The following is a 22,535-nucleotide window of genomic DNA, read 5'->3' on the forward strand; positions in this document are numbered from 1 at the left end:
GGGCTGCGTTCGCGAGGCCAGTAACTGGCGCACACATCACGCTCTACGCCCCGAACAGCGCCCCCTTCGCAACCCGCCCCCTCGCAGCCGCCCCCACCCCCTTCACCCTGGTCCGCCGGCGGCGCCGGTCGGTGTTCGCGGCGTGCGGCACCACCGCCGGTTCCCGCAACGCCCCCGCCCCTCGGCACCGCCGCGAAGCCTCGGCCGAGGGCGTTGCCTTGCGGGGGAAGTGGGTGAAGTTGTTGTTCGGGGTGGCAGGGCCGGGGCTTGGGGGAGGGGGTGTCCTGGGGCTCTGAGACACTTGGCCCGATGACCGCGATGACCCAGACCCCCATGCGCGTACGTGCCGAGATCGATCTGGCGGCGCTGCGCGCCAACGTGCGTGCCCTGCGCGCCCGCGCTCCCCACGCCCAGCTGATGGCTGTGGTCAAGTCGGACGCGTACGGCCACGGCGCGGTGCCGTGTGCCCGGGCGGCCCTCGACGCGGGGGCGACGTGGCTGGGGACCGCGACCCCCGAAGAGGCGCTGGCGCTGCGCGACGCCGGGTTCGGTGGGCCGTTGCTGTGCTGGCTGTGGACGCCCGGAGGGCCCTGGCGCGAGGCCGTCGAGGCGGGCATCGATGTCTCGGTGAGCGGGATGTGGGCGCTGCGGGAGGCCGTTGACGCCGCTCGTGCCGTCGGGATCGCGGCGCGGGTGCAGCTCAAGGCCGACACCGGGCTGGGGCGCAATGGCTGCCAGCCCGCCGACTGGCCGGAACTGGTGCACAGCGCCCTGGCCGCCCAGACGGAGGGCACGGTGCGTATCACCGGGCTCTGGTCGCATTTCGCGTGCGCGGACGAGCCCGGTCATGTGTCAATTGCCGCTCAGCTCGCTTCTTTCCGGGAGATGCTCGCGTACGCCGAGAAGGCCGGCGCCGAGCCCGAAGTGCGGCACATCGCCAACTCGCCCGCGACGCTGACGCTGCCCGAGGCGCACTTCGATCTCGTACGGACCGGAATCGCCATGTACGGGGTCTCTCCCAGCCCCGAGGTGGGGACGCCCGCCGAGCTCGGGCTGCGGCCGGTCATGACGCTCGCGGCGTCCGTGGCGCTGGTCAAGCAGGTGCCCGAGGGGCATGGCGTCAGTTACGGGCATCACTACGTCACCGGTCAGGAGACCACCCTGGCGCTGATCCCGGCCGGGTACGCGGACGGCATCCCGCGCCACGCCTCCGGCACCGGGCCCGTGCTGGTCGGCGGCAAGTGGCGTCGGGTCGCCGGGCGGGTTGCGATGGACCAGTTTGTGGTCGATCTGGGTGGGGACGAGGTGGAGCCGGGGGCCGAGGCCGTGCTGTTCGGCCCGGGCGACCGGGGCGAGCCGACGGCCGAGGACTGGGCGCAGGCGGCGGGCACCATCGCGTACGAAATTGTCACTCGCATCGGATCGCGGGTTCCACGCGTCTATGTGAATGAGGATCCCCGAAGCTAGGAGAGCGGCACCGTGAGCGAGAGCAGCGCGTCGAGCGCGGTGGAGGTGGCGGCCGAGGCCGCCACCGCTGCCGCCGTCGGCAACTGGCGCCGGGCGGGTGTGGCCGGCGCGGCGATAGGTGTGGTCGCGGCCGGTGCTGCCGCGGGCGTCGCGATCGAGCGGATGACCGTCGGGCGGGGGATGCGCAGGAAGGCGCGGCTCGCGCTCGACGCCTCCGGACCGTACGGCGCTCTGCGCGGAATGCCCGGCCGGGCGCTCGCCGACGACGGCACCGAGATCTACTACGAGGTGGACGAGGTCGACGTCGACAGTGGCTCTGCCGGGCCGCGCCGCCGTCGGTTGTTCGGGCGCAAGACGCCGGCTCCCGTCACCGTCGTCTTCAGTCACGGCTTCTGCCTGAGCCAGGACTCGTGGCACTTTCAGCGCGCCGCGCTGCGCGGTGTCGTACGCACCGTCCACTGGGACCAGCGCAGTCACGGGCGCTCGGCGCGCGGCTCGGCGCAGGCCGAGGGGGTGGCGGTCGACATCGAGCAGCTGGGGCGCGACCTGAAGGCCGTTGTCGACGCGGCAGCGCCCGAGGGGCCGCTGGTGCTGGTGGGGCACTCGATGGGTGGCATGACGGTGATGGCCCTGGCTGACCAGTTCCCCGAGCTCATTCGTGAGCGTGTGGTCGGAGCCGTGTTTGTCGGTACGTCGTCGGGGAAGCTCGGGGAGGTCAATTTCGGCCTGCCGGTCGCGGGCGTGGCGGCCGTACGCCGTGTCCTGCCGCGTGTGCTGCGGGCGCTCGGTTCGCAGGCGGAGATCGTCGAGCGGGGCCGGCGTGCGACCGCCGATCTCTTCGCCGGGCTCATCAAGCGGTACTCGTTCGGCTCGAAGGACGTCGACCCGGCGGTGACGCGGTTCGCCGAGAGGATGATCGAGAGCACTCCGATCGATGTGGTGGCCGAGTTCTATCCGGCCTTCACGAACCATGACAAGGCGGATGCGCTGCAGATCTTCGCCGAGGTGCCGGTGCTCGTCCTCGCGGGCGACAGGGATCTGGTGACGCCCAGCGAGCACAGCGAGGGCATCGCGGACCTGCTGCCCGACGCCGAGCTGGTGATAGTCCCGGACGCCGGACACCTCGTCATGCTGGAGCACCCGGAGGTGGTCACCGACCGTCTCGCGGACCTGCTGGCGCGCGTGGGCGCCGTACCGGCAGCGGCTAACGTTGGGACGTATGGAAGCACCGCACAGCCCGGTGGCTGACCCCACCGCCACAGTCACCGCCACCTTTACCGTCAACGCGCCCGACCTGATGCAGGATTTGGGGCGCCGACTTGCGAAAGTGCTGCGCCCCGGCGATCTGGTGATGCTCACCGGCGAGCTCGGCGCGGGCAAGACGACGCTGACACGCGGGCTGGGCGAAGGGCTCGGGGTGCGCGGCGCTGTGACGTCGCCGACGTTCGTCATCGCCCGCGTCCACCCCTCGCTGACCGGGGGTCCCGCGCTGGTGCATGTGGACGCGTACCGGCTGGGCGGTGGGCTGGACGAGATGGAGGACCTCGACCTCGACGTCTCGCTGCCGGACTCGGTGGTGGTCGTCGAGTGGGGCGAAGGAAAGGTCGAGGAGCTGTCGGACGACCGGCTGCATGTGGTGATCCACCGGGCCGTGGGTGATACCGACGACGAGGTGCGCGAGGTGACCCTCGTCGGTGTCGGCGAGCGGTGGAGCGGCGAGGATCTTGCCGCGCTGGGCGCCTGAACCGGCGTGTCCGTCCGTACGTTCCGACAAGACGTCGGCAAGATGTTGCGCCAGTGCTGCCGAGCGTGGTCACATGGGTACCGAGACCTGGTTAGGTCTACCTAACCACGCGCCTGCCCCCGGAGCCCAGGAGGCATCCATGTCGGCTTCAGAACGAGAAGCGCCGCAGCCGCACCCTCAGCCTGTGTCCATGCGCGATCTGCTGGCCTCGTGCGCAGCGGCCTCGGCGGTCTCCACACCGCCCCGGGAGCCCGACGAGAAGGCCGAAGCCGCTGGGCCGGTGGAAAAGCGTGTGCCCGGGCGTGACGCCGCACAGGACGCCGCATAGCTCGTACGGGCGCTCTTGCGGGACTGGTTCTTACGGGACTGCGACCGGGACTGGTTCTTACGGGACTACGACGACCTTCACGCCGACCGTGGCGAAGGACCACATCGCGTCGCCGTCCGCCCGCGTCATGCGGACGCCGCCCGTTTTGGAGGCCGGGTCCGGGGTCGGCATCGTCCCGTCGACCGCGGCGCTGAAGCCGATCGCCACATGGTCGACGTTCGTGAACCGCACGACGTGCTCGACCTGCACCCCGTCCGAGCCGGTGATGCTTCCGGAGCGCGAGCCGACCGTGTAGCTGCCGGGCGGCGGGCTGACCGTACTCGGCGTGACCGTGAAGGTCTGCGTCTGCTGGCCCTTGGGCCTCACCAGCCACACCCGCCTCTCACTCAGCGAGTAGACGACGCGCACGCCCTTGCCCGACCGGGCCGGCACCGAGAGCGGGTCCCTGCCGTCCTTGCCCCTGCCCTTGCTCTTGTCCTGGGGCGCGAGCGAGGCGTTGGCCGACGGCGACTTGCCTGGTGCTGCCAGGTCGGCCGGTGCGTTCGCCGATGCCTGGTAGGCGAGGAAGGCGACGGCCGCGAGGGCTGCCGCGGTGAGCCCGGCCACGAATCCCGAGCTGCTCCTAGCCACCGTGCTCCACCTCATGTTCTGCCGCGCGCCGTTTTGTGGTGACGGTAGCAGCAGGGGCAGGAAGGGACGGGACGCCGTGCTTCCCGTGTGCGGGCCGTAGGCTGTTTGTGTGCTCCTGCTCGCTGTTGATACCGCCACGCCCGCCGTCACCGTCGCCCTCCATGACGGCACGTCCGTTCTCGCCGAAGCCCGTCAGGTCGACGCGCGCCGGCATGGGGAGCTGCTGCTGCCCGCCGTCGACCGGGTGCTCGCCGAAGCCGGTCTGAAACTCGACGCCGTGACCGGTGTGGTCGTCGGCGTGGGACCGGGTCCGTACACCGGGCTGCGGGTCGGCCTCGCGACGGCCGAGACCTTCGGCCTCGTGCTCGGCGTGCCCGTGCACGGACTGTGCACGCTGGACGGTCTCGCGTACGCCGCGGGGGTCACCGGCCCCTTCGCGGTCGCCACCGACGCGCGCCGCAAGGAGGTCTACTGGGCGCGGTACGCCGATGCCCGTACGCGCGTTTCCGAACCCGCCGTCGACCGGCCCGCCGACATCGCCGAGGAGCTGGAGGGCCTGCCCGTGGTCGGCGCCGGGGCGCTGCTGTACCCCGACTCCTTCCCCGACGCGCGCGGCCCCGAGCACCAGTCGGCGGGCGCGCTCGCGGCGCTGGCCGCCGAGAAGCTCGCGGCGGGGGAGTCCTTCCTGGCTCCGCTGCCGCTGTACCTGCGCAGGCCCGATGCGCAGGTGCCGAAGAACTACAAGGTGGTCACGCCCAAGTGACCGCGGTGCTGCGCGAGATGCGCTGGTGGGACATCGATCCGGTGCTTGAACTGGAGCGCGAGCTGTTTCCCGAGGACGCCTGGTCGCCCGGGATGTTCTGGTCCGAGCTCGCCCACGCGGGAGGGCCGCAGGCCACCCGCCGCTATGTGGTGGCCGAGCAGGACGGCAAGATCGTCGGGTACGCCGGGCTCGCCGCCGCCGGAGGCCTCGGCGACGTACAGACCATCGCTGCCGCCCGCGACCAGTGGGGGACCGGGCTCGGCGCCCGGCTGCTCACCGATCTGCTGGAGCACGCGACCGCCTTCGAATGCGCCGAGGTGCTCCTCGAAGTGCGCGTCGACAACACGCGCGCGCAGAAGCTGTACGAGCGCTTCGGCTTCGAGCCGATCGGCTTCCGGCGCGGCTACTACCAGCCCGGCAACATCGACGCGCTCGTGATGCGACTCACCGACCCGGCGAACCCGGCAAACACAGCGAACCCCGCAAACACAGCAGAAGAAACCGAGATTCACCATGGCTGACGAACCGCTCGTCCTCGGCATCGAGACCTCCTGCGACGAGACCGGCGTCGGCGTCGTCCGCGGTACGACCCTCCTCGCCGACGCGATCGCGTCGAGCGTCGACGAACACGCCCGCTTCGGCGGTGTGGTGCCGGAGGTCGCGTCGCGCGCTCACCTGGAGGCGATGGTTCCGACCATCGAGCGCGCGCTGAAGGAGGCGGGCGTCGCCGCCTCGGACCTGGACGGCATCGCGGTGACGGCCGGTCCCGGGCTCGCGGGTGCGTTGCTGGTGGGGGTGTCCGCGGCGAAGGCCTATGCGTACGCGCTCGGAAAGCCGCTGTACGGCGTGAACCACCTGGCCTCGCACATCTGCGTCGACCAGCTGGAGCACGGGCCGCTGCCCGAGCCGACGATGGCGCTGCTGGTGAGCGGCGGCCACTCGTCGCTGCTGCTGGCCCCGGACATCACGAGCGATGTACGTCCGATGGGCGCGACCATCGACGACGCGGCGGGCGAGGCCTTCGACAAGATCGCGCGGGTGCTGAACCTGGGCTTCCCCGGCGGTCCCGTCATCGACCGGCTCGCGAAGGAGGGCGACCCGAAGGCGATCGCCTTCCCGCGCGGGCTGACCGGGCCGCGCGATGCGGCGTACGACTTCTCCTTCTCGGGGCTGAAGACGTCGGTGGCGCGCTGGATCGAGGCCAAGCGCAGCGCGGGTGAGGACGTGCCGGTGCGTGATGTGGCGGCGTCGTTCCAGGAGGCGGTCGTCGACGTACTGACGCGCAAGGCCGTCCGGGCCTGCAAGGACGAGGGCGTCGACCACCTGATGATCGGCGGCGGCGTGGCTGCCAACTCCCGGCTGCGGGCGCTCGCGGCGGAGCGGTGCGAGCGGGCCGGCATCCAGCTGCGCGTGCCGCGCCCGGGGCTGTGCACGGACAACGGGGCGATGGTGGCGGCGCTGGGCGCGGAGATGGTGGCGCGCAACCGGGCGGCGTCGGACTGGGATCTGTCGGCGGACTCGTCGCTGCCGGTGACCGAGACGCACGTACCGGGTGCCGCTCACGATCATGATCACGTGCACGAGATCAGCAAGGACAACCTCTACTCATGACCGTCGCTCTGATGTGGGAGGCCCGCGCTGCCGACGGCGCGGGTGCGGAGCTGCTGGAGTGGGCCCGCGCGCAGGTGCAGGTCCTGGCCGCCGAGCCGGTGCGCCGGGAGCTCTTCCGGGCGCCGCAGGACCGCGTGCTGGTCATTACGTGGTGGGACGCTCCGTACGACGCCGAGCTTCCCGAACTGCCGGAGCCCGACGCGCACTTGATCAGCCGCGCCGTGCACCGCTGGCGCTTCGAGTCGGTCGACGGGAACGCGTGAACGAGGACGGGTAATCTCGGCGGCATGTCCCTCCGTACGCCGCTGCCTCCTCCACCTCCACCCGCGCACATACAGGCCTGGCCCCGCCCCGAGGCGATGCTCGCCGACCGGGCGAGGGCTCTGGACGAGCTGAGCAGGCGGCACTTGGGGCCGGGGCGGCTGGCGCTGTACTGGGCGCAGGTGGCCGGTGCTGTGCTCGGCTGGGGGTTTGTGGGGGTGGCCCTTCAGTCGTTCGAGGGGCTGATCGATCCACTGGTCGCGGTGTTCGGGGCGGCGGCCGGTGCGGTCGGCGTGGCGGGTGTGGTGACGTCGTGGATCTTCATCGGGATCGGCGTCGGGCGCGACCGTACGATCCGTCAACTGCTGGGCGAGTGGGCCGAGGTGGGGCGCAGCCACGGTTCCGCCGCCCGCCGCTGGCGCGCGCCCGGGCTCAGCCTTGCGTGGCTGCTGCCTTCGGTGGTGGTGTGCGGGTTGGGGCTGTGGTCGTCGATCGGGTTCGCGCTGGGGGCGCGGAGGGGGTCGGAGACGTACCTGGAGGCGGTGTTCTTCATCGGGCTCGGCGTCATTTTGTGGGTGGCGGGGCTGATTGGGGTGTCGAAGGCGGTGGGCCACTACCGGTGGGCGTTGCGGGTGTGACGGTGGCCCTTTCCAGCCCGTCCGGCGTTTGAGGGCACTGCGCCGCAGGCACCCGCCCGGCTGCGTCACCGTGCCGGGTGGCCGATCAGTACCGTCGGGGCGCCCGCCACCCGCGTCAGGAACACCGTCGCCGAATTCGCCCCCGCCAGTTTCATCTTCTTGCGCAGCTCCTCCGGCTCGACCGCCGAACCGCGCTTCTTCACCGTCAGGACGCCGACCCCCCGCTCCCTCAGCAGCGCCTTCAGCTTCTTCAGGCTGAAGGGAAGTTGATCCGTGATCTCATACGCCGTGGCGTACGGCGTCGGCCGCAGCTCGTCCGCCGTGATGTACGCGATCGTCTCGTCGATGAGCCGCCCCCCGACCCGTTCCGCGACCTCCGCCACCAGGTGCGAGCGGATTACCGCGCCGTCCGGCTCGTAGAGGTAGCGGCCGACCGGGCCCGGCGCCGGGTCCGGCAGGCCGGTGCCGAGGAGCGTGTGCGGGCCCGGCAGCAGTGTCGCGCGGACCGCCTTCGCAGCCGTGCCGAACCAGAACACCGCCTCCTTCACGTCGCCGCCGTCGGAGATCCACTCCGCCTCGGCGTCGTCCGGCACTGCCTCGTGCGGCACGCCCGGAGCGATCTTGAGTGCGGCGTGTGCGGACGTACGAGCCGCCTCGATCGCCCAGGAGAGCGGCGGGGAGTACGCCTCGGGGTCGAAGATCCGGCCGCGGCCGCCGCGCCGCGCCGGGTCCACGAAGACGGCGTCGTACGGGGACGTGTCGATCGCCGTGACGTCGGCGCAGCGGACCTCGATCAGCGCGGACAGGCCCAGTGCCTCCGCGTTCGCGCGGGCGACCTCCGCCGTCAGCGGGTCGCGGTCGACGGCCAGGACGGAGATTCCGGCGCGGGCGAGGGCGATCGCGTCGCCTCCGATGCCGCAGCACAGGTCCGCCACGCTCCGTACGCCCATCCCGGCGAATCGGTCCGCGCGGTACGTCGCGACCGTCGTACGGGTGGCCTGCTCGACGCCGTTCGGCGTGAAGAACATCCGGTACGCGTCCTCCGCGCCGAATTTCGCCACCGCACGCTGCCGCAGCCGCGCCTGCCCCAGCGCCGCCGAGACCAGCGCGGCCGGGTGGTCGCGGCGCAGCCGGGTCGCGGTGGCCAGCTCCTCCGCCGGGTTGTAGTCGCGGAGCGAGGTCAGGAGGGCCCGGCCCTCGTCGGTGCGCAGGGCTGCGAAGGAGGCCAGCGGGGTGTCGGGGGCGTCGTCGGAGGCGTCGAGGTCGTTCACCCGGTCAATTGTGGGCCAGCCGGGGGACCGTGCGCGCCCGGTCGCGGTGTCGGCCGGGCGGCGGGCCCGTGCGCTGACAGGATCCGACTCCATGCAACTAGTACGACAAAACGACAGAATGACCGGAAAGGGGGGCAGGCGGGCCCGGGTGGCCCTGGCCGTGCTCCTTGTCGCCGCGGTCGGCCCCGCCTGTGCCGCCGAGGGAAAACCGGCCGGGAACCCCGCCCCCGCCCCCGGCCAGCAGCGGGAGTACCAAGCGGCTCCTGCGGGGTCCCTTGCCGAGTACGCCGAGCGTCTGCGGCGTAGTCAGGTCGCGCGCGTTGCCGCCGCCAAGAAGTGGGGGCTCGTCCAGCCCCCGCTGCCCACACCGCCGCCGCCCTCGGTGAAACCGGAGATCAAGACACGGAAGGGGTTCGAGGCGGGCCCCGGACTGCCACCCGTTTTCACCACTGTCCCGGTCGAGGAACGGGTTGTTTTCCTGACGATGGACGACGGTGCCGAGAAGGATCCGAAGCTGCTGCGGATGATGACCGAGCTGGGCATCCCGTACAGCGCCTTCCTCAGTGACTACCTGGTGCGCGAGGACTACGGCTATTTCAAGAAGATGCAGGACCGAGGTGTTTCCCTGCAGAACCACACCCTCAACCACCCCTACCTGCCCGGTCTTTCGTACGCCGAGCAGCAGCACGAGATCTGCGGCCAGCAGGCTCTCATCGAGAAGCGGTACGGCAAACGGCCGTCGCTCTTCAGGCCGCCGTACGGCAGCTACAACGGGGAGACCCTGCGCGCCGCCAAGTCCTGCGGGATCAAGGCCGTGCCCCTGTGGGCAGCCGAGGCGTTCCCGGACCGGATGGAGTGGCGGGAGTGGGACCGCGACCTGCACCCCGGCGACATCATCCTCACCCACTTCCGTGGGCGCGGGGACTGGAAGGGAACCATGCCGGACATGATCCGGCGGGTCATGAAGACGGTCACCGGCAAGGGGTACGCCGTAGCCCGGCTGGAGGACTACCTGTGAGTCACGCGCACCGGCCGGCGGCCGGGCTGCCGGCCGGTGCGCTCCTGGTCGCCGGGTGTACGCAGTCCGTCGGCCCGATCGAGCGGCTGGGGAGGAAAGCGGTGCGGAGTGTCGCGCCGGCGAGGGCGGAGGAGGGCCCGCACGCGGGGCCGCGGGCGAGGCCGAAGGGACAGTCGCGGCCGCGCGCCGGGGCGTACACGCGGTGGGGCCTGCCCGCGCCGCTCCGCCCGGCGCCGGCGCCCCCGGCCCGTAAGCCGGAACGACCCTTCGTCGTGGACCGCGTGCCCACCCGCGACAAGGCCGTCTTCCTCAGCGTCGACGACGGCGCGGAGCGCGACCCCGCATTCGTCCGGATGGGCGACGACCTGAAGTTGCCGATCAGCATGTTCCTCACGGACAGCGTGGCCTCGCCGGGATACGACCAGTTCGACCGGCTGAGGCGCGCGGGCGGCGGCCTGAGCGCCGTACAGAACCACACGGTCGGCCACGCCTATCTGCCCGGTCTGCCGTACGCCGGACAGCGCGCCGAGATCTGCGGCCGGCAGGACCGCCCGGAGGCCCGCTTCGCACCCGGCACGGCTCTTCCGGCCGCCGTACGGGGCGTACAACAGCCGGACACTGCGGGCGGCGGGGGACTGCGGGGCCGAGACGAGACGACGGCGCGGATTCTGCGCCGTATCCACGAACAAGGTTTCGCGGTGGCGCGTATTGAGGATTACCTCTGATGGCGGAAAGGGCGGGCCGGGGGAGAGCGGGAACGCACTTCCGGCCGCGCTGGATTGGCACTCCGCTTGACCGAGTGCTAACCGCGTCATAGTCTCGGCGTTGGCACTCTCCACTGGGGAGTGCCAACAGTAGCGACGGGCAGGTCCGGCACCCGCGACGACGGATCCACCTGGTCGCCACCCCACATCAGTTAACCCCGTGAGATCTCCGAAGGGGGAGACCGGACCGTGACGACCACCAGCTCCAAGGTTGCCATCAAGCCGCTCGAGGACCGCATTGTGGTCCAGCCGCTCGACGCCGAGCAGACCACGGCCTCTGGCCTGGTCATTCCGGACACCGCCAAGGAGAAGCCCCAGGAGGGCGTCGTCCTGGCCGTGGGCCCGGGCCGCTTCGAGAACGGCGAGCGCCTGCCGCTCGACGTTTCCGTCGGCGATGTCGTGCTGTACAGCAAGTACGGCGGCACCGAGGTGAAGTACAGCGGCGAGGAGTACCTCGTCCTCTCGGCTCGCGACGTGCTCGCGATCATCGAGAAGTAACTCGCCCGAAGATTGCTTTTGATCTGCGCCCCTGGCCCCCCAGCGATTGCCGGGCGGCAGGGGCGCAGTTCGTTTTGAGAGGACTGAGACAGCTCCATGGCGAAGATCCTGAAGTTCGACGAGGACGCCCGTCGCGCCCTCGAGCGCGGCGTCAACAAGCTTGCCGACACGGTCAAGGTGACGATCGGCCCCAAGGGCCGCAACGTCGTCATCGACAAGAAGTTCGGCGCCCCCACCATCACCAACGACGGTGTCACGATCGCCCGTGAGGTCGAGCTCGACGACCCGTACGAGAACCTCGGCGCCCAGCTCGTGAAGGAGGTGGCGACCAAGACCAACGACATCGCGGGTGACGGCACCACCACCGCCACCGTGCTGGCCCAGGCGCTGGTCCGCGAGGGTCTGCGCAACGTCGCCGCCGGCGCTTCCCCGGCCGCCCTGAAGAAGGGCATCGACGCCGCGGTCAAGGCGATCTCCGAGGACCTCCTCGCGAACGCCCGACCGATCGAGGACAAGTCCGACATCGCTGCCGTGGCCGGGCTCTCCGCCCAGGACTCGCAGGTCGGCGAGCTCATCGCCGAGGCGATGGACAAGGTCGGCAAGGACGGTGTCATCACCGTCGAGGAGTCCAACACCTTCGGCCTGGAGCTCGACTTCACCGAGGGCATGGCCTTCGACAAGGGCTACCTGTCGCCGTACATGGTGACCGACCAGGAGCGTATGGAGGCCGTCCTCGACGACCCGTACATCCTGATCCACCAGGGCAAGATCGGCTCGATCCAGGACCTGCTGCCGCTGCTGGAGAAGATCATCCAGGCCGGTGGCTCCAAGCCGCTGCTGATCATCGCCGAGGACGTCGAGGGCGAGGCCCTGTCGACCCTGGTCGTCAACAAGATCCGTGGCACCTTCAACGCCGTCGCGGTGAAGGCCCCGGGCTTCGGTGACCGCCGCAAGGCCATGCTCGGCGACATCGCCACCCTCACGGGTGCGACCGTCATCGCCGAAGAGGTAGGCCTCAAGCTCGACCAGGCCGGTCTGGACGTGCTGGGCTCCGCCCGCCGCGTGACCGTGACCAAGGACGACACCACCATCGTCGACGGTGGTGGCGACTCCGCCGAGGTCACCGGTCGCGTCAACCAGATCAAGGCCGAGATCGAGTCCACGGACTCCGACTGGGACCGCGAGAAGCTCCAGGAGCGCCTCGCGAAGCTGGCCGGCGGCGTGTGCGTGATCAAGGTCGGCGCCGCCACCGAGGTGGAGCTGAAGGAGAAGAAGCACCGTCTCGAGGACGCCATCTCCGCGACCCGCGCCGCGGTCGAGGAGGGCATCGTCTCCGGTGGTGGCTCCGCTCTGGTGCACGCCGCCAAGGTCCTGGAGGACGGCCTGGGCAAGACCGGCGACGAGGCCACGGGTGTCGCGGTCGTACGCCGCGCCGTCGTCGAGCCGCTGCGCTGGATCGCCGAGAACGCCGGCCTCGAGGGCTACGTCATCACCGCCAAGGTGAGCGAGCTCGACAAGGGTCACGGCTTCAACGCCGCGACGGGCGAGTACGGCGACCTGGTCAAGGCCGGCGTCATCGACCCGGTCAAGGTCACCCGCTCCGCGCTGGAGAACGCCGCGTCCATCGCGTCGCTGCTGCTCACGACCGAGACCCTGGTCGTCGAGAAGCCGGCCGAGGACGAGGCGGACGCCGGTCACGGCGGCCACGGCCACTCCCACTGACGTCTATGACGTATGACGTCTGACGCGTCCGCCTGACGCGTCGTGGAAAGCCCCTGTTCCTGCCGCTCGGCGGCGGGAACAGGGGCTTCCTGTTTTCGTTTCAGCCCAGCTTTTCGTTTCAGCCCAGCGCGCCGAGCTGCCGCATCAGGCCCAGTGCGTCGAAGTGCCACCAGCCTTCCTGGATCATTCCGTCGTGGAAGCGGAAGACCGTGGTGCCGGTCATCTTGCACTGCTGGCCGGTGGGGGCGATGCCCATGAAGGTGCCCCTGTGGGTGCCGACCCAGGTCCACAACGTCACTACGTCGTCGCCTTCGGCGATCTGCCTGTCGAGGTTGAAGGTGAACTCGAAGGCGTCGCGCCAGCCGGTCACGTCGCTGCGGATGACGTCGCTCCCGGTCGTGGTGTCCTCTTCCTTCATGATGTCGTGGTCCTTGTAGTCGGCCACGAACATCTCGTCGATGGCGTCGAGGTTGCCTCCGACGGCCACCTCGTGGAAGAAGCGGCGGGCGGTCGCGGCGTTCAGCTGCTCGTCGCGGACCACGTCGAGGTCGGTGAACGACGGCATCCCGTCACAGAGCGCCACCATCTCCTGGAAGATCTGGTCGGTCTCCGGAAGCTGGGAGTTCTTCATTGCCTCTTCGTACGACGGGAACTCGACGATCTCGACGAAGTGCGAACCGTCGGCGCGGTCCTTGCCTATGAGGCTGTGGGTGGCGGTCCGCTTGCCCTTGGTCTGTTCGACCCACCGGTCCATGAGCTGGTTCATGCCGTCGAACCGCTGGGTCTTGTAGTCGACTATCTGTACGAACTTCATGGCGCCTCCCGGCGATGGAGGGTGATATCTCCAGTTTAGGGAGGAATGCACCCGAGCGAGTGGGTTACGCAGAGTGATCCAGGGCCGCCGGGTGGACGGGGTCGGCGAAGGGAAGTCCTGCGGCGTAACGCTCCAGCTCGTCCAGGGACCGGTCGGCCATGCGGTGGAGCTCGCCGCCGAGCGAGCCTGCGATGTGGGGGGTCAGGAGGACGTTCGGGAGGTCGTACAACGGTGAATCGGGTGGCGGGAGCTCGGGGTCCGTCACGTCCAGCACGGCGTTCAGGCGGCCGGAGGCGAGTTCGGTGAGCAGGGCGGACTCGTCGACGAGGGAGCCGCGGGCGGTGTTGATCAGGGTTGCGCCGGTCGGCATGGAGGCGAGCCGGTCGGCGCTGATCATGTGGTGGGTCGCCGGGAGCTGGGGGGCGTGGACCGAAACGACGGAGCTCTGGGCGCAGAGGTCGTCGAGTGCGGCCGGTTCGGCGCCGAGCGCTTCGGCTTCCTGTGGGGTGACGTACGGGTCGTACAGCAGGACGCGGAGGTCGAAGGGGCGCAGCAGTTCGATCACTCGGCGGCCGATGCGGGAGGCGCCGATGATGCCCACGGTGCGGCGGTAGTTGCCGGCGGCGTGGAGTTCCTCGCGCCAGTCGTGGGCGGTGCGCAGGGCGCGGTAGCGGTCGGCGGAGTGCAGGACGCGCTTGCCGGCGAAGAGGATCGCGGCGAGCGTGTACTCGGCGACGGGCAGGGCGTTGGCCGCTGCGGCCGAGGTCACGGCGATGCCGCGGTCCCAGCAGGCGTCGGTGATGTGGTGCTTGACGGAGCCCGCGGCGTGGATGACGGCGCGCAGTTTCGGGGCGGCGTCCAGGACTTGGGCGGTGAGCGGGGTGGCGCCCCAGCAGGTGAACAGGACCTCGGCGTCGGCGAGGGCGGCCGCGATGTGCGGTGCGGGGGCGGTGAGGTCGTGGGCGACGAGGTGGGGGTCGGTGCGCGCCAGCCCGGCGAGGCGGCTGCGGTGGTGGTCGGTGAACAGGCGCTCCGCGACGCCGGGGCCCATGGCGAGCAGCGCGGACGGTCGGGGCGCGGACGGTCGATTGTCAGTGGCGTGGTGCATGGTGGAACTCGGGCTCCTCTTGAGTCACTTGACGCTTCCGGCGGTGAGCCCGGCCTTCCAGTGCCGCTGGAGGGAGACGAAGGCGACGATCAGGGGGATGACGGCGAGGAGGGAGCCGGTGACGACGAGGGGATAGAAGTCCGGCTCGGCGTGGGCGTTGCTGTTCCACGCGTACAGGCCGAGACTCAAGGGGAAGAGCTTCTGGTCCGAGAGCATCACCAGGGGGAGGAAGAAGTTGTTCCAGATCGCGGTGAACTGGAAGAGGAAGACGGTCACGAAGCCCGGCATGATCATGCGCATACCGATGGACCAGAAGGTGCGCAGCTCCCCGGCTCCGTCGATACGGGCGGCCTCCAGGGCCTCGTCCGGGATGTAACCGGCGCTGAAGACCCGGGCGAGGTAGACGCCGAACGGGTGGACCAGCACGGGGACGAGCACGGCCCAGTAGGTGTTGACGATGCCCACCTCGCTGGCGAGCAGATATATGGGCAGGGCGAGCGCGGTGGACGGGACCAGCACGCCCAGCAGGACGACGCCGAAGAGCTTCTCCTTGCAGGCGAAGTCGTACTTGTCGAAGGCATAGCCCGCGGCGACGCTGATCAGGGAGCTGACGACGGCGCCGCCGCCCGCGTAGAGAAGGCTGTTGAGGTACCAGCGGAGATAGACGCCGTCGCTGTACGCCGCCAGGGCGGAGAGGTTCGCGCCGAGGTTGAAGTCCTCGAAGGAGAAGGCGTTTCCGGCGAGCAGGCCACCGGTGTCCTTGGTGGCGGCGGTGATCAGCCACACGAGGGGGAGAAGCATGTAGAGCATGGCGAGGACGAGCGCGCCGTTGACCGCGGTCTTGGACAGCCATCGGTGGGTGGAGGTCGAAGAACTCATGCCTTCTTGCCCTTCCGGCCGGTGAAGCGGGTGACCGCGAAGGAGAGCAGCGCGGCGGTGAGCGCGAGGATTACGGATGCGGCGGCCGCGAGTCCGTAGTCGTTGCGGTCGAAGGCCGCGGTGTAGGCGTACATGTTCGGCGTCCAGGTGGAGGTGACGGACGATCCGGTGCCCTTGTTGATGATCAGCGGCTCGGTGAACAGCTGCAACGAGCCGATGACCGTGAACAGGGCGACCATCGCGACCGACGCGCGGATCAGCGGGACCTTGATGCTGAACGCGATGCGCCAGGAGCCCGCACCGTCGACGGTGGCCGCTTCGAGCACGGAGCGGTCGACGGCCTGGAGGGCGGCGTAGAAGATCACCACGTTGTAGCCGAGCCATTCCCACAGCGCGATATTGATGACGGAGGGGAGGGCGCCTTCGGGTGAGAAGAAGTCGAAGCCGATGCCACCGGCCTCCATCGCGTCGACGACCGGGCTGAGTTGGGGCGTATAGAGATAGACCCAGATCAGCGCGGCGATGATGCCGGGGACTGCGTGCGGCAGGAAGAGCGCGAGCTGGAAGAAGCGCCGGGCGCGGGCGAGCGCCGAGTCGAGAAGGAGGGCGAGTGCGAGGGCTCCGCCGATCATCAGCGGGATGTAGAAGACGCAGTATCCGAGGAGTACGGCGAAGCCCTCGTGGAAGGCCGGGTCACCCAGCGCCGCCGTGTAGTTGTCGAGGCCGCTGAAGACGGTCTCCGTTCCGCCGAAGCCCAGTCCTGACTGCTTCTCGGTGAACAGGCTCAGCCAGACCGCGTATCCGATCGGCACCGCCATCACCAGGGTGAAGAGGACGAAGAAGGGAGTCAGCAGTACGCCGGCGGCGGCATTGGTGCGGGTGCGGGCCTTCACGTTCTGCTCAGCCCTCCACCTTCAGGCCGCGCTTCTTCAGCTCGGAGACGGTCGCCTCGTGCCCGGCCTTCACCGCGTCGGCGATCGTGGCGCCGCCGTTGGCGATCTTGCCGAACTGGTCCTTGATGACGGTGTTCGTGGTGCCCGTGCCCGGCCCCCACGTCCAGTCGCGGCCGATGGAGGCGCCGGAGTCCTCGAAGAGCCGGTAGATGTCCTGGCCGCCGAAGTACGTCGCGTCGAAGGCCTTCTTCGCGGCCGGACGCAGCTCGGCGGCGGCCGGGAAAGCGCTCGAAGTGCCGGACGCAATCCGGGACTTGATGCCATCCTCGGTGGTCGTCATCCACGTCGCGAACTCGACAGCGGCCTCGGTCTTCTTGCTGCCCTTGGTCACGGCGAACGTGGAGCCGCCCAGCATGCCGCTGGCCGGCTTGCCGTCCCAGCTCGGCATCGGGGCGACGGCCCACCTGCCGCTCTGCTCGGGGAGGGTGCCCGTGAGGACGCCCGCGCCCCAGGAGGCGCCGAGGTAGCCGACGGTGCTGCCGTTCTTGAGGGAGTTGGTCCACTCCGGGCTGAAGGAAGCGTTGTTGTGGACCAGGTCGTCGTCGAGGAGTCCCTGCCAGTACGTGGAGACCTTCGTCGTCGCGGCGTCGGTGGTGTTGATCTTCCAGGTGTCGCCCTCGGCCTTGAACCACTGGGCGCCGGCCTGCCAGGCCATAGCCTGGAACGTGGTCGGGTCGTCGGGGAAGAAGGTGCCGATGCGGGCCTTCTTGTCGGCCTTCTTGACCTTCTCGGCCGCCTTGCGGAAGTCGTCCCAGGTCTTGGGGACTTCGACGTCGTACTTCTCGAACAGGTCCTTGCGGTAGTAGAAGACCTGCGGCGACGCGTCGAAGGGGACGGCCCAGTTCTTGCCGCCGAGGGTGGTCAGTTCGACCGCCTGCGGCAGGAACTTCTTCTTGACGTCGTCGGTGACGTACGGGCTGATGTCCTGGACCGAGCCCTGGCTGACGAACTCGGGGAGCATCGGGTACTCGATGGAGACCAGGTCGGGGGCGTTGTCCGCCTTCACCGCGTTGGAGATCTTCGCGTAGCCGCCGGCGTTGCCGGAGGGTATCTCCTCGAACTTCACCCGGATGTCCTTGTGCGAGGCGTTGAAGGCGTCGACGACCTCCTTCGACCCCTTGGCCCAGCCCCAGAACGTGATGGTCACGGGCTTGTCCTGGCTGCCTTTTGCGTTGTCGTCACCGCCGCCGCAGGCCGTGAGAACGGCGAGGGCGGTGGCGGCGCCGACTATGACATGCGACGTTCTGTTCCAACTGCGGCTCACGGCACGGCTCCTGAAAGGGCGGCGACAGTTTCGTTGGCCGTGATCCTTGAGCCAGCCCTGACCGAAGTCAAGAGCGAAAGATTGATTGATCGAAAAAAGATCAGACCGTTGAGGCGCCGCAGGAAGCCCTGACGCGCAGTTGCGGAAGGAGGGTCACGTGCCTCCGCGGCTCCTCGCCGCCCGCGCCCCGCGCCTGGCCGAGCCGCTCCACGAGCAGCTCCGTCGCATGCCGCCCGACCTCCCGCTTGGGCGGTGCCACCGCCGTCAGCGGAGTGTCCGCGAGCGCCGCCACCTCGTCGTCGTACGCGATCAGCGCCAGGTCCCGAGGCACCCGGACACCCAGCTCCGCCAGCCGCTGCACCACCTGGATCGCATCCACGTCGTTGTGGATCAGCGCCGCCGTCGCCGACCCCGAAGAGACCGCCGCGTGCAGAGCCTGCACCGCCGCCTCGAAGCGGTCCGGATACAGCTCCGCCGGTACGGAATCGATCACGTCCCGCGGCGCGCGCAGCCCGAGCACGCCCAGCGCCTCCTCGTACCCGGACCGCACCGCGAGCGCCGTCGGCGAGTCGTCGCGGGCCATCAGCAGCGGCGCCCCGTGCCCCAGTTCCGCCAGGTGCCGCACGGCCAGCAGCGCGCCGCGCCGGTGGTCCGAACAGACCCGGTCGATGCCGTCCAGCCGGGACCCCGGCACCGGCTGCCGCTCCAGCAGTACGGCGGGTACGGGCAGCGAGGCGATCCAGTCGCTGTATGCCGCCGGGTCCCCGGGCCGCCGCCAGCCCGGCGCGACCAGCAGGCCCTCGGCGCCCGCCGCCAGCAGGCTCTCGGCGCGCGCCTGGTCCTCCTCGGGGCGGTAGTCGGAGATCCGCAGGATCAGCCGGGCCCCGGCACGCGCCGCGGCCTCGTGCGCACCCCGGATGACCTCGGCGAAGTAGTACGTCGCCGAGGGCGCCAGCATGCCGAGCACTGGCCCGCCGCCGGCCCCGTACGAAGCGGCGCCGGCAGAGCCCTGCTCCTGCGGCCACGACACCGACCCGTGCACCCGGTCGAGCAGACCTCGCCCGGCCAGATCCTCCACGTCCCGGCGCACCGTGACGGGCGAGACGCCCAGCTGGGCGGCGAGGTCCGAGACGCGGGCCGAGCCCCGTTCCCGTACGAGCCCCAGCAGTCGGTCGTGACGTTCAGCAGCACTCTCGCGCACGGCGGCAGTCCCCCTCGCAGTGTGTGGCGCATCGCAATGTGTGGCGCAGGCCAGTGTGATCGAACGATAGAAGTTTCGATCATTCAACCGCAATGCGTTGACGTTCGATCAGTCAGGGTTCTAGATTCCGTCAACGCAGCAGCCTGCCTCCAGGCCTCCAGGCATCAAGGCACCAAGGGAGCATCATGCCGTTCGGAAACCGGCGGAGCAGCTCGTACACCCGCTGGACCCGCAACAACTGGGAGGCGACAGCCGACCAGCTCCTGCTGGCTGTACGCCCCCACGCGTCCCCCCGCCGCGGCCTCATCAATCTGCCGGGCAAGCGCGCCAGTTCGTCGGGCCCTCGCTCCGACGGCCTCGAAGGCTACGCCCGTACGTTCCTGCTCGCCGCCTTCCGCGTCGCGGGCGCGGACGGCCACGACCCCCACGGCCATCTCGCCCGCTACTCCGAAGGCCTCACCGCGGGCACCGAAAATCCGGTCCCCACCGGCGAACTGACGGCCGAGGCGCCCGAAGCCTGGCCGCTCATGGCCGGCGTATGCCAGGCCGTCGTCGAATCCGCCTCCATTGCCCTCGCCCTGCGCCTCACCCGCCCCTGGCTCTGGGACAACCTCGACGAGCGCACCCGCCACCGCACCGTCGACTGGCTGCTGCCCGCCCTCGACCCGTCCCCCGTCGACAACAACTGGTGGCTGTTCGGCCTCACCGTCGCCGGATTCCTCCAGGACATCGGCATCGAGACCGACCGCGCCCGGGCCACCGTCGACCGCTCCCTCGCCCGCATCGAGGAGTGGTACCTCGGCGACGGCTGGTACAGCGACGGACCGAACCGAGCCTTCGACCACTACAACGCCTGGGCCCTGCACTTCTATCCCGTCGTGCACGCCCACCTAGCCGGCGACCAGAAGCTCCTCGACCTCTACGGCCCGAGGCTGTACGCCCAACTCGAAGCGCACACCCGTCTCTTCGACGCCAACGGCGCCCCCATGCCGTACGGGCGCTCCCTCACCTACCGCTTCGCCGCCGCCTCCGCCCCCTGGCTCGGCGCGCTGACCGGCCACACCCCGCTGAGCCCCGGCGCGACCCGCCGCCTCGCCTCCGGCACCCTGCGCCACTTCCTCGACCGGGGCGCGGTCGGCGACAACGGGCTGCTTTCGCTGGGCTGGTACGGCCCGTACGAACCGGTCCTCCAGACGTACTCGGGGCCGGCCTCCCCGTACTGGGCGTCCAAGGGCTTCATCGGCCTCCTTCTCCCGGCCGACCACCCGGCCTGGACCGACCCGGAAGAGCCGCTGCCCGCCGAAACGCAGGACGCGGTCACCACACTCGCCCCGCCCAACATGCTGATCCAGTCCACCGTGGCGGACGGCCTCGTACGCCTCCACAACCACGGCAGTAACCACGTCACCGCGGACGACGACCCCGGCTACGCCCGCTTCGCCTACTCCACGCGCACCGGCCCCACCACCGACGGCGACCCGGCCGACAACCACTTCGCCCTGCTCATCGGCGGCGTACCGACGACACGCGGCCCGGCCCAGCCGCTCGGCCACGGCCCCGGCTGGGCCGCGTCCGAACACACCCCGGCCCCCGGCATCCGCGTCGTCTCCGCCACCGCCGTCCACGGCCGCGCCGAAGTCCGCGCCCATCTCGTCGTCGGAGCACCGGAGGGCACGCGCGTACGCCAGACCGGCTGGGCCACCGACCACCTGGTGACCGCCCAACTCCACCCGGTCCACGGCTACGACAGCGCCCACGAGTCGGCCACCGGCCCGACCCTGGCGGCCCCGCGCACCCGTACCGCAGCCCTCGAAGGCCGCACGACAGAGGGCGAGTCGCTCTTCGTCGCCCTGGCGTCCCTCACGGCCGAGACCGCCCCGGCGCCCGTCGCCACCCTCGCGGACGTCCGGATCACGGGCCGCAGGACCCTCCAGGTGACCTGGAGGAACGGACCAACTGCCCGGCTGTCCCTAAGCCCGGACGAGCTGAACGAGCGGAAGGAGCAGTAAGCGCGAAAGGAGCAGTATGCGCGGAACGCTTATTGAGGCCCGTACTTCCGCCCGGTCTTGGAGGTGATCCCTCCCAGCAGGCCGCGCGGCACCAGCTTCACCGCCCCCATCACCACCTTGTACCGGGGATCCGGCACCGAAAGCGACTTCCCGCGTGCCAGATCGCCCATCGCTGCGGCCACCAGCTTGTCCGCGTCGAGCCACATCCAGCCCGGGATGTTGTCCGTCCCCATCCCGGCCCGCTCGTGGAATTCCGTCCGTACGAAGCCGGGGCACAGCGCCATCAGCCGTACGCCGGACCCCGCGAGGTCCCGCGCCACGCCCTGCGTGAACTGCACGACCCACGCCTTGGAGGCGCCGTACGTCCCGCGCGGTACGAAGGCCGCGATCGACGCGACGTTGACGACCCCGCCCCGGCGCCGCTCCTTCATGCCCGTCGCGGCCGCCGCCGTCAGCCGCATGACTGCCTCGCAGTGGACCTTCAGCATGGTCAGTTCGTCGGCCATGGGCACTTCGAGGAAGCGCCCCTTGTTGCCGAACCCGGCGTTGTTGACCAGCAGATCGACCGGATGCTTGCGGTCCAGGAGTCGCGCCTCGACCGCCGCGATCCCGTCGTCCGTCGCCAGATCGGCGGTCAGCACCTCAGCCTCGATGCCGTGCAGGTCGTGCAGCTCTGTCGCCTGCTCCTGGAGCCGCCCGGTGTCGCGGGCCACCAGCACCAGGTTGTGCCCGTCCGTGGCGAGGCGCCGCGCGAAGGCGGCGCCGATGCCTGCTGTAGCTCCCGTAATCAGTGCAGTCGTCATAGCGGCACGTTAGTGCTTCGCGTGTCCCGCCCGTCCGTCAGGGACTCCCCCTCACGACACACATGACGACACGCACTACGGCACGTGTTACGACACGTACTTGCGCGCGTTCGCCAGCGCCTCGGGGTGCAGCGCCTCGCCGGCCGCGAGGATGCGCGGCAGCAGCTCCCGTTCCGTCGTCGCCGCCCGGAACTGCAGGCTGACCGTGACGTCGTGGTCGGGCCGGTGCACGATCTCGACGGCGTCGCCCGCGCGGATCTCCCCGGGCTCGATCACCCGCAGATACGCCCCCGGGGCGGCATGCTGGGTGAAACGCCTGACCCACCCCTTCTCGCCGAGAGCGCCTGCGAACGTACGGCACGGAATGCGGCCGCAGGTCACCTCCAGCACCAACTCCGCCCCGATACGCCACCGCTCGCCGATGAGCGCGCCGTTCACATCGAGCCCGAGCGTGGTGAGGTTCTCCCCGAACGCGCCATTGGCCAGCGGACGCCCCAGCTCCCGCTCCCACCCGTCGAGGTCCTCGCGAGCAAAGGCGTACACAGCCTGGTCGTTGCCGCCGTGATGACGCGTGTCGCACACCGCGTCGCCCACCACTCCGCTCGCGCCGACACCCTTGGGACCCGGCGCCACCACCCGTACGGGCCCATCGGCCGGATGTTTGTGCACGCCCGTCGTCCCGCTCGGCGCATCGGTGTAGTCCACGGCCTCCGGCCGCCCCACGTTCACGGTCAGTAGCTTCATCAAGTCCATGGCACGCACGCTAACGGGGCGGCCCTCAAAGCTGCA

At 70.2% G+C, this 22,535-nt stretch carries 25 protein-coding genes; 15 read left to right on the plus strand and 10 right to left on the minus strand.

Translation table 11 applies throughout. The features are described 5' to 3' along the window. The 5 genes from J7I98_RS14605 to J7I98_RS14625 all read left to right on the plus strand — a co-directional run. On the plus strand, positions 1-296 hold a 296-nt coding region (locus J7I98_RS14605), incomplete at its 5' end, for a hypothetical protein (protein WP_214921115.1). A 22-nt stretch (positions 297-318) separates the two neighbouring features. Then, positions 319-1,467 (plus strand): alanine racemase, encoded by a 1,149-nt coding sequence (gene alr, locus J7I98_RS14610; RefSeq protein WP_214921300.1) that lies wholly within the window; start codon positions 319-321, stop codon positions 1,465-1,467. A gap of 12 nt (positions 1,468-1,479) precedes the next feature. Further along, complete coding sequence (locus J7I98_RS14615; protein WP_214921116.1) at positions 1,480-2,715, plus strand: alpha/beta fold hydrolase; 1,236 nt, start codon at positions 1,480-1,482, stop codon at positions 2,713-2,715. After that, on the plus strand, positions 2,687-3,211 hold the full coding sequence (gene tsaE / locus J7I98_RS14620) for a tRNA (adenosine(37)-N6)-threonylcarbamoyltransferase complex ATPase subunit type 1 TsaE (protein ID WP_214921117.1): 525 nt from the start codon (positions 2,687-2,689) through the stop codon (positions 3,209-3,211). The genes J7I98_RS14615 and tsaE overlap by 29 nt, the downstream gene beginning before the upstream one ends. 190 nt (positions 3,212-3,401) lie before the next feature. Further along, on the plus strand, positions 3,402-3,539 hold the full coding sequence (locus J7I98_RS14625) for a hypothetical protein (protein ID WP_374225123.1): 138 nt from the start codon (positions 3,402-3,404) through the stop codon (positions 3,537-3,539). Between the two features lie 57 nt (positions 3,540-3,596). Here J7I98_RS14625 and J7I98_RS14630 read toward each other — a convergent pair whose 3' ends face one another. Continuing rightward, the gene (locus tag J7I98_RS14630; protein WP_251020643.1) at positions 3,597-4,184 is read right to left on the minus strand and encodes a hypothetical protein; all 588 of its coding nucleotides are present in this window, start codon (positions 4,182-4,184) and stop codon (positions 3,597-3,599) included. 94 nt (positions 4,185-4,278) lie between these two features. Between J7I98_RS14630 and tsaB the strand changes: the two genes are divergently transcribed. Genes tsaB through J7I98_RS14655 form a run of 5 tightly spaced genes read left to right on the plus strand, consistent with a single transcriptional unit; the run spans position 4,279 to position 7,442 of the window. After that, a complete protein-coding gene (gene tsaB, locus J7I98_RS14635) occupies positions 4,279-4,932 on the plus strand; it encodes a tRNA (adenosine(37)-N6)-threonylcarbamoyltransferase complex dimerization subunit type 1 TsaB (RefSeq protein WP_214921119.1) in 654 nt (217 codons plus the stop codon). Between the two features lie 17 nt (positions 4,933-4,949). Beyond that, positions 4,950-5,453 (plus strand): ribosomal protein S18-alanine N-acetyltransferase, encoded by a 504-nt coding sequence (rimI, locus tag J7I98_RS14640; protein WP_214921302.1) that lies wholly within the window; start codon positions 4,950-4,952, stop codon positions 5,451-5,453. Next, on the plus strand, positions 5,446-6,543 hold the full coding sequence (gene tsaD / locus J7I98_RS14645; protein ID WP_214921120.1) for a tRNA (adenosine(37)-N6)-threonylcarbamoyltransferase complex transferase subunit TsaD: 1,098 nt from the start codon (positions 5,446-5,448) through the stop codon (positions 6,541-6,543). The genes rimI and tsaD overlap by 8 nt, the downstream gene beginning before the upstream one ends. Next, positions 6,540-6,806 (plus strand): hypothetical protein, encoded by a 267-nt coding sequence (locus J7I98_RS14650; RefSeq protein WP_214921121.1) that lies wholly within the window; start codon positions 6,540-6,542, stop codon positions 6,804-6,806. The genes tsaD and J7I98_RS14650 overlap by 4 nt, the downstream gene beginning before the upstream one ends. Positions 6,807-6,830: 24 nt before the next feature. Continuing rightward, entirely contained in the window at positions 6,831-7,442 is a 612-nt protein-coding gene (locus J7I98_RS14655) for a hypothetical protein (RefSeq protein ID WP_214921122.1), read from the plus strand. Positions 7,443-7,507: 65 nt separating this feature from the next. On the opposite strand, the gene J7I98_RS14660 is transcribed toward J7I98_RS14655, so the two are convergent. After that, the gene (locus J7I98_RS14660) at positions 7,508-8,722 is read right to left on the minus strand and encodes a methyltransferase domain-containing protein (RefSeq protein WP_374225127.1); all 1,215 of its coding nucleotides are present in this window, start codon (positions 8,720-8,722) and stop codon (positions 7,508-7,510) included. Between the two features lie 109 nt (positions 8,723-8,831). Between J7I98_RS14660 and J7I98_RS14665 the strand changes: the two genes are divergently transcribed. The 4 genes from J7I98_RS14665 to groL all read left to right on the plus strand — a co-directional run bounded on the left by J7I98_RS14665 (position 8,832) and on the right by groL (position 12,715). Further along, complete coding sequence (locus J7I98_RS14665) at positions 8,832-9,731, plus strand: polysaccharide deacetylase family protein (protein WP_251020644.1); 900 nt, start codon at positions 8,832-8,834, stop codon at positions 9,729-9,731. Further along, complete coding sequence (locus J7I98_RS14670) at positions 9,728-10,456, plus strand: polysaccharide deacetylase family protein (protein WP_308377768.1); 729 nt, start codon at positions 9,728-9,730, stop codon at positions 10,454-10,456. Before J7I98_RS14665 ends, J7I98_RS14670 begins: the two co-directional genes overlap by 4 nt. A gap of 228 nt (positions 10,457-10,684) precedes the next feature. After that, entirely contained in the window at positions 10,685-10,993 is a 309-nt protein-coding gene (gene groES / locus J7I98_RS14675) for a co-chaperone GroES (RefSeq protein ID WP_028812332.1), read from the plus strand. A 96-nt stretch (positions 10,994-11,089) separates the two neighbouring features. Next, the gene (gene groL / locus J7I98_RS14680) at positions 11,090-12,715 is read left to right on the plus strand and encodes a chaperonin GroEL (protein ID WP_214921125.1); all 1,626 of its coding nucleotides are present in this window, start codon (positions 11,090-11,092) and stop codon (positions 12,713-12,715) included. A gap of 118 nt (positions 12,716-12,833) precedes the next feature. Here the strand turns inward: groL and J7I98_RS14685 are convergent, their stop codons facing one another. The 6 genes from J7I98_RS14685 to J7I98_RS14710 all read right to left on the minus strand — a co-directional run bounded on the left by J7I98_RS14685 (position 12,834) and on the right by J7I98_RS14710 (position 18,934). Beyond that, complete coding sequence (locus J7I98_RS14685) at positions 12,834-13,529, minus strand: ester cyclase (RefSeq protein ID WP_214921126.1); 696 nt, start codon at positions 13,527-13,529, stop codon at positions 12,834-12,836. A gap of 64 nt (positions 13,530-13,593) precedes the next feature. Beyond that, the gene (locus tag J7I98_RS14690) at positions 13,594-14,637 is read right to left on the minus strand and encodes a hydroxyacid dehydrogenase (protein ID WP_214921127.1); all 1,044 of its coding nucleotides are present in this window, start codon (positions 14,635-14,637) and stop codon (positions 13,594-13,596) included. A 24-nt stretch (positions 14,638-14,661) separates the two neighbouring features. Beyond that, positions 14,662-15,516, minus strand: coding sequence for a carbohydrate ABC transporter permease (locus J7I98_RS14695; protein WP_214921128.1), 855 nt, complete (start codon positions 15,514-15,516; stop codon positions 14,662-14,664). After that, on the minus strand, positions 15,513-16,409 hold the full coding sequence (locus J7I98_RS14700) for a carbohydrate ABC transporter permease (protein ID WP_214921129.1): 897 nt from the start codon (positions 16,407-16,409) through the stop codon (positions 15,513-15,515). Before J7I98_RS14700 ends, J7I98_RS14695 begins: the two co-directional genes overlap by 4 nt. 7 nt (positions 16,410-16,416) lie before the next feature. Beyond that, the gene (locus J7I98_RS14705) at positions 16,417-17,733 is read right to left on the minus strand and encodes an ABC transporter substrate-binding protein (protein ID WP_214921130.1); all 1,317 of its coding nucleotides are present in this window, start codon (positions 17,731-17,733) and stop codon (positions 16,417-16,419) included. Between the two features lie 100 nt (positions 17,734-17,833). Continuing rightward, a complete protein-coding gene (locus J7I98_RS14710) occupies positions 17,834-18,934 on the minus strand; it encodes a substrate-binding domain-containing protein (RefSeq protein ID WP_214921131.1) in 1,101 nt (366 codons plus the stop codon). Between the two features lie 185 nt (positions 18,935-19,119). Between J7I98_RS14710 and J7I98_RS14715 the strand changes: the two genes are divergently transcribed. Beyond that, complete coding sequence (locus tag J7I98_RS14715) at positions 19,120-20,943, plus strand: DUF2264 domain-containing protein (protein ID WP_214921132.1); 1,824 nt, start codon at positions 19,120-19,122, stop codon at positions 20,941-20,943. Between the two features lie 29 nt (positions 20,944-20,972). On the opposite strand, the gene J7I98_RS14720 is transcribed toward J7I98_RS14715, so the two are convergent. Together J7I98_RS14720 and J7I98_RS14725 are read right to left on the minus strand one after the other, a co-directional pair. Next, positions 20,973-21,746: an SDR family oxidoreductase gene (locus J7I98_RS14720; protein WP_214921133.1), complete on the minus strand. Its 774-nt coding sequence runs from the start codon at positions 21,744-21,746 to the stop codon at positions 20,973-20,975. Positions 21,747-21,833: 87 nt separating this feature from the next. Further along, positions 21,834-22,490 (minus strand): MOSC domain-containing protein, encoded by a 657-nt coding sequence (locus J7I98_RS14725; protein WP_214921303.1) that lies wholly within the window; start codon positions 22,488-22,490, stop codon positions 21,834-21,836. Positions 22,491-22,535 lie beyond the last annotated feature (45 nt).

This window comes from Streptomyces sp. ISL-98 (genome assembly GCF_018614055.1).
Taxonomy (GTDB): Bacteria; Actinomycetota; Actinomycetes; order Streptomycetales; family Streptomycetaceae; genus Streptomyces; species Streptomyces spiramyceticus.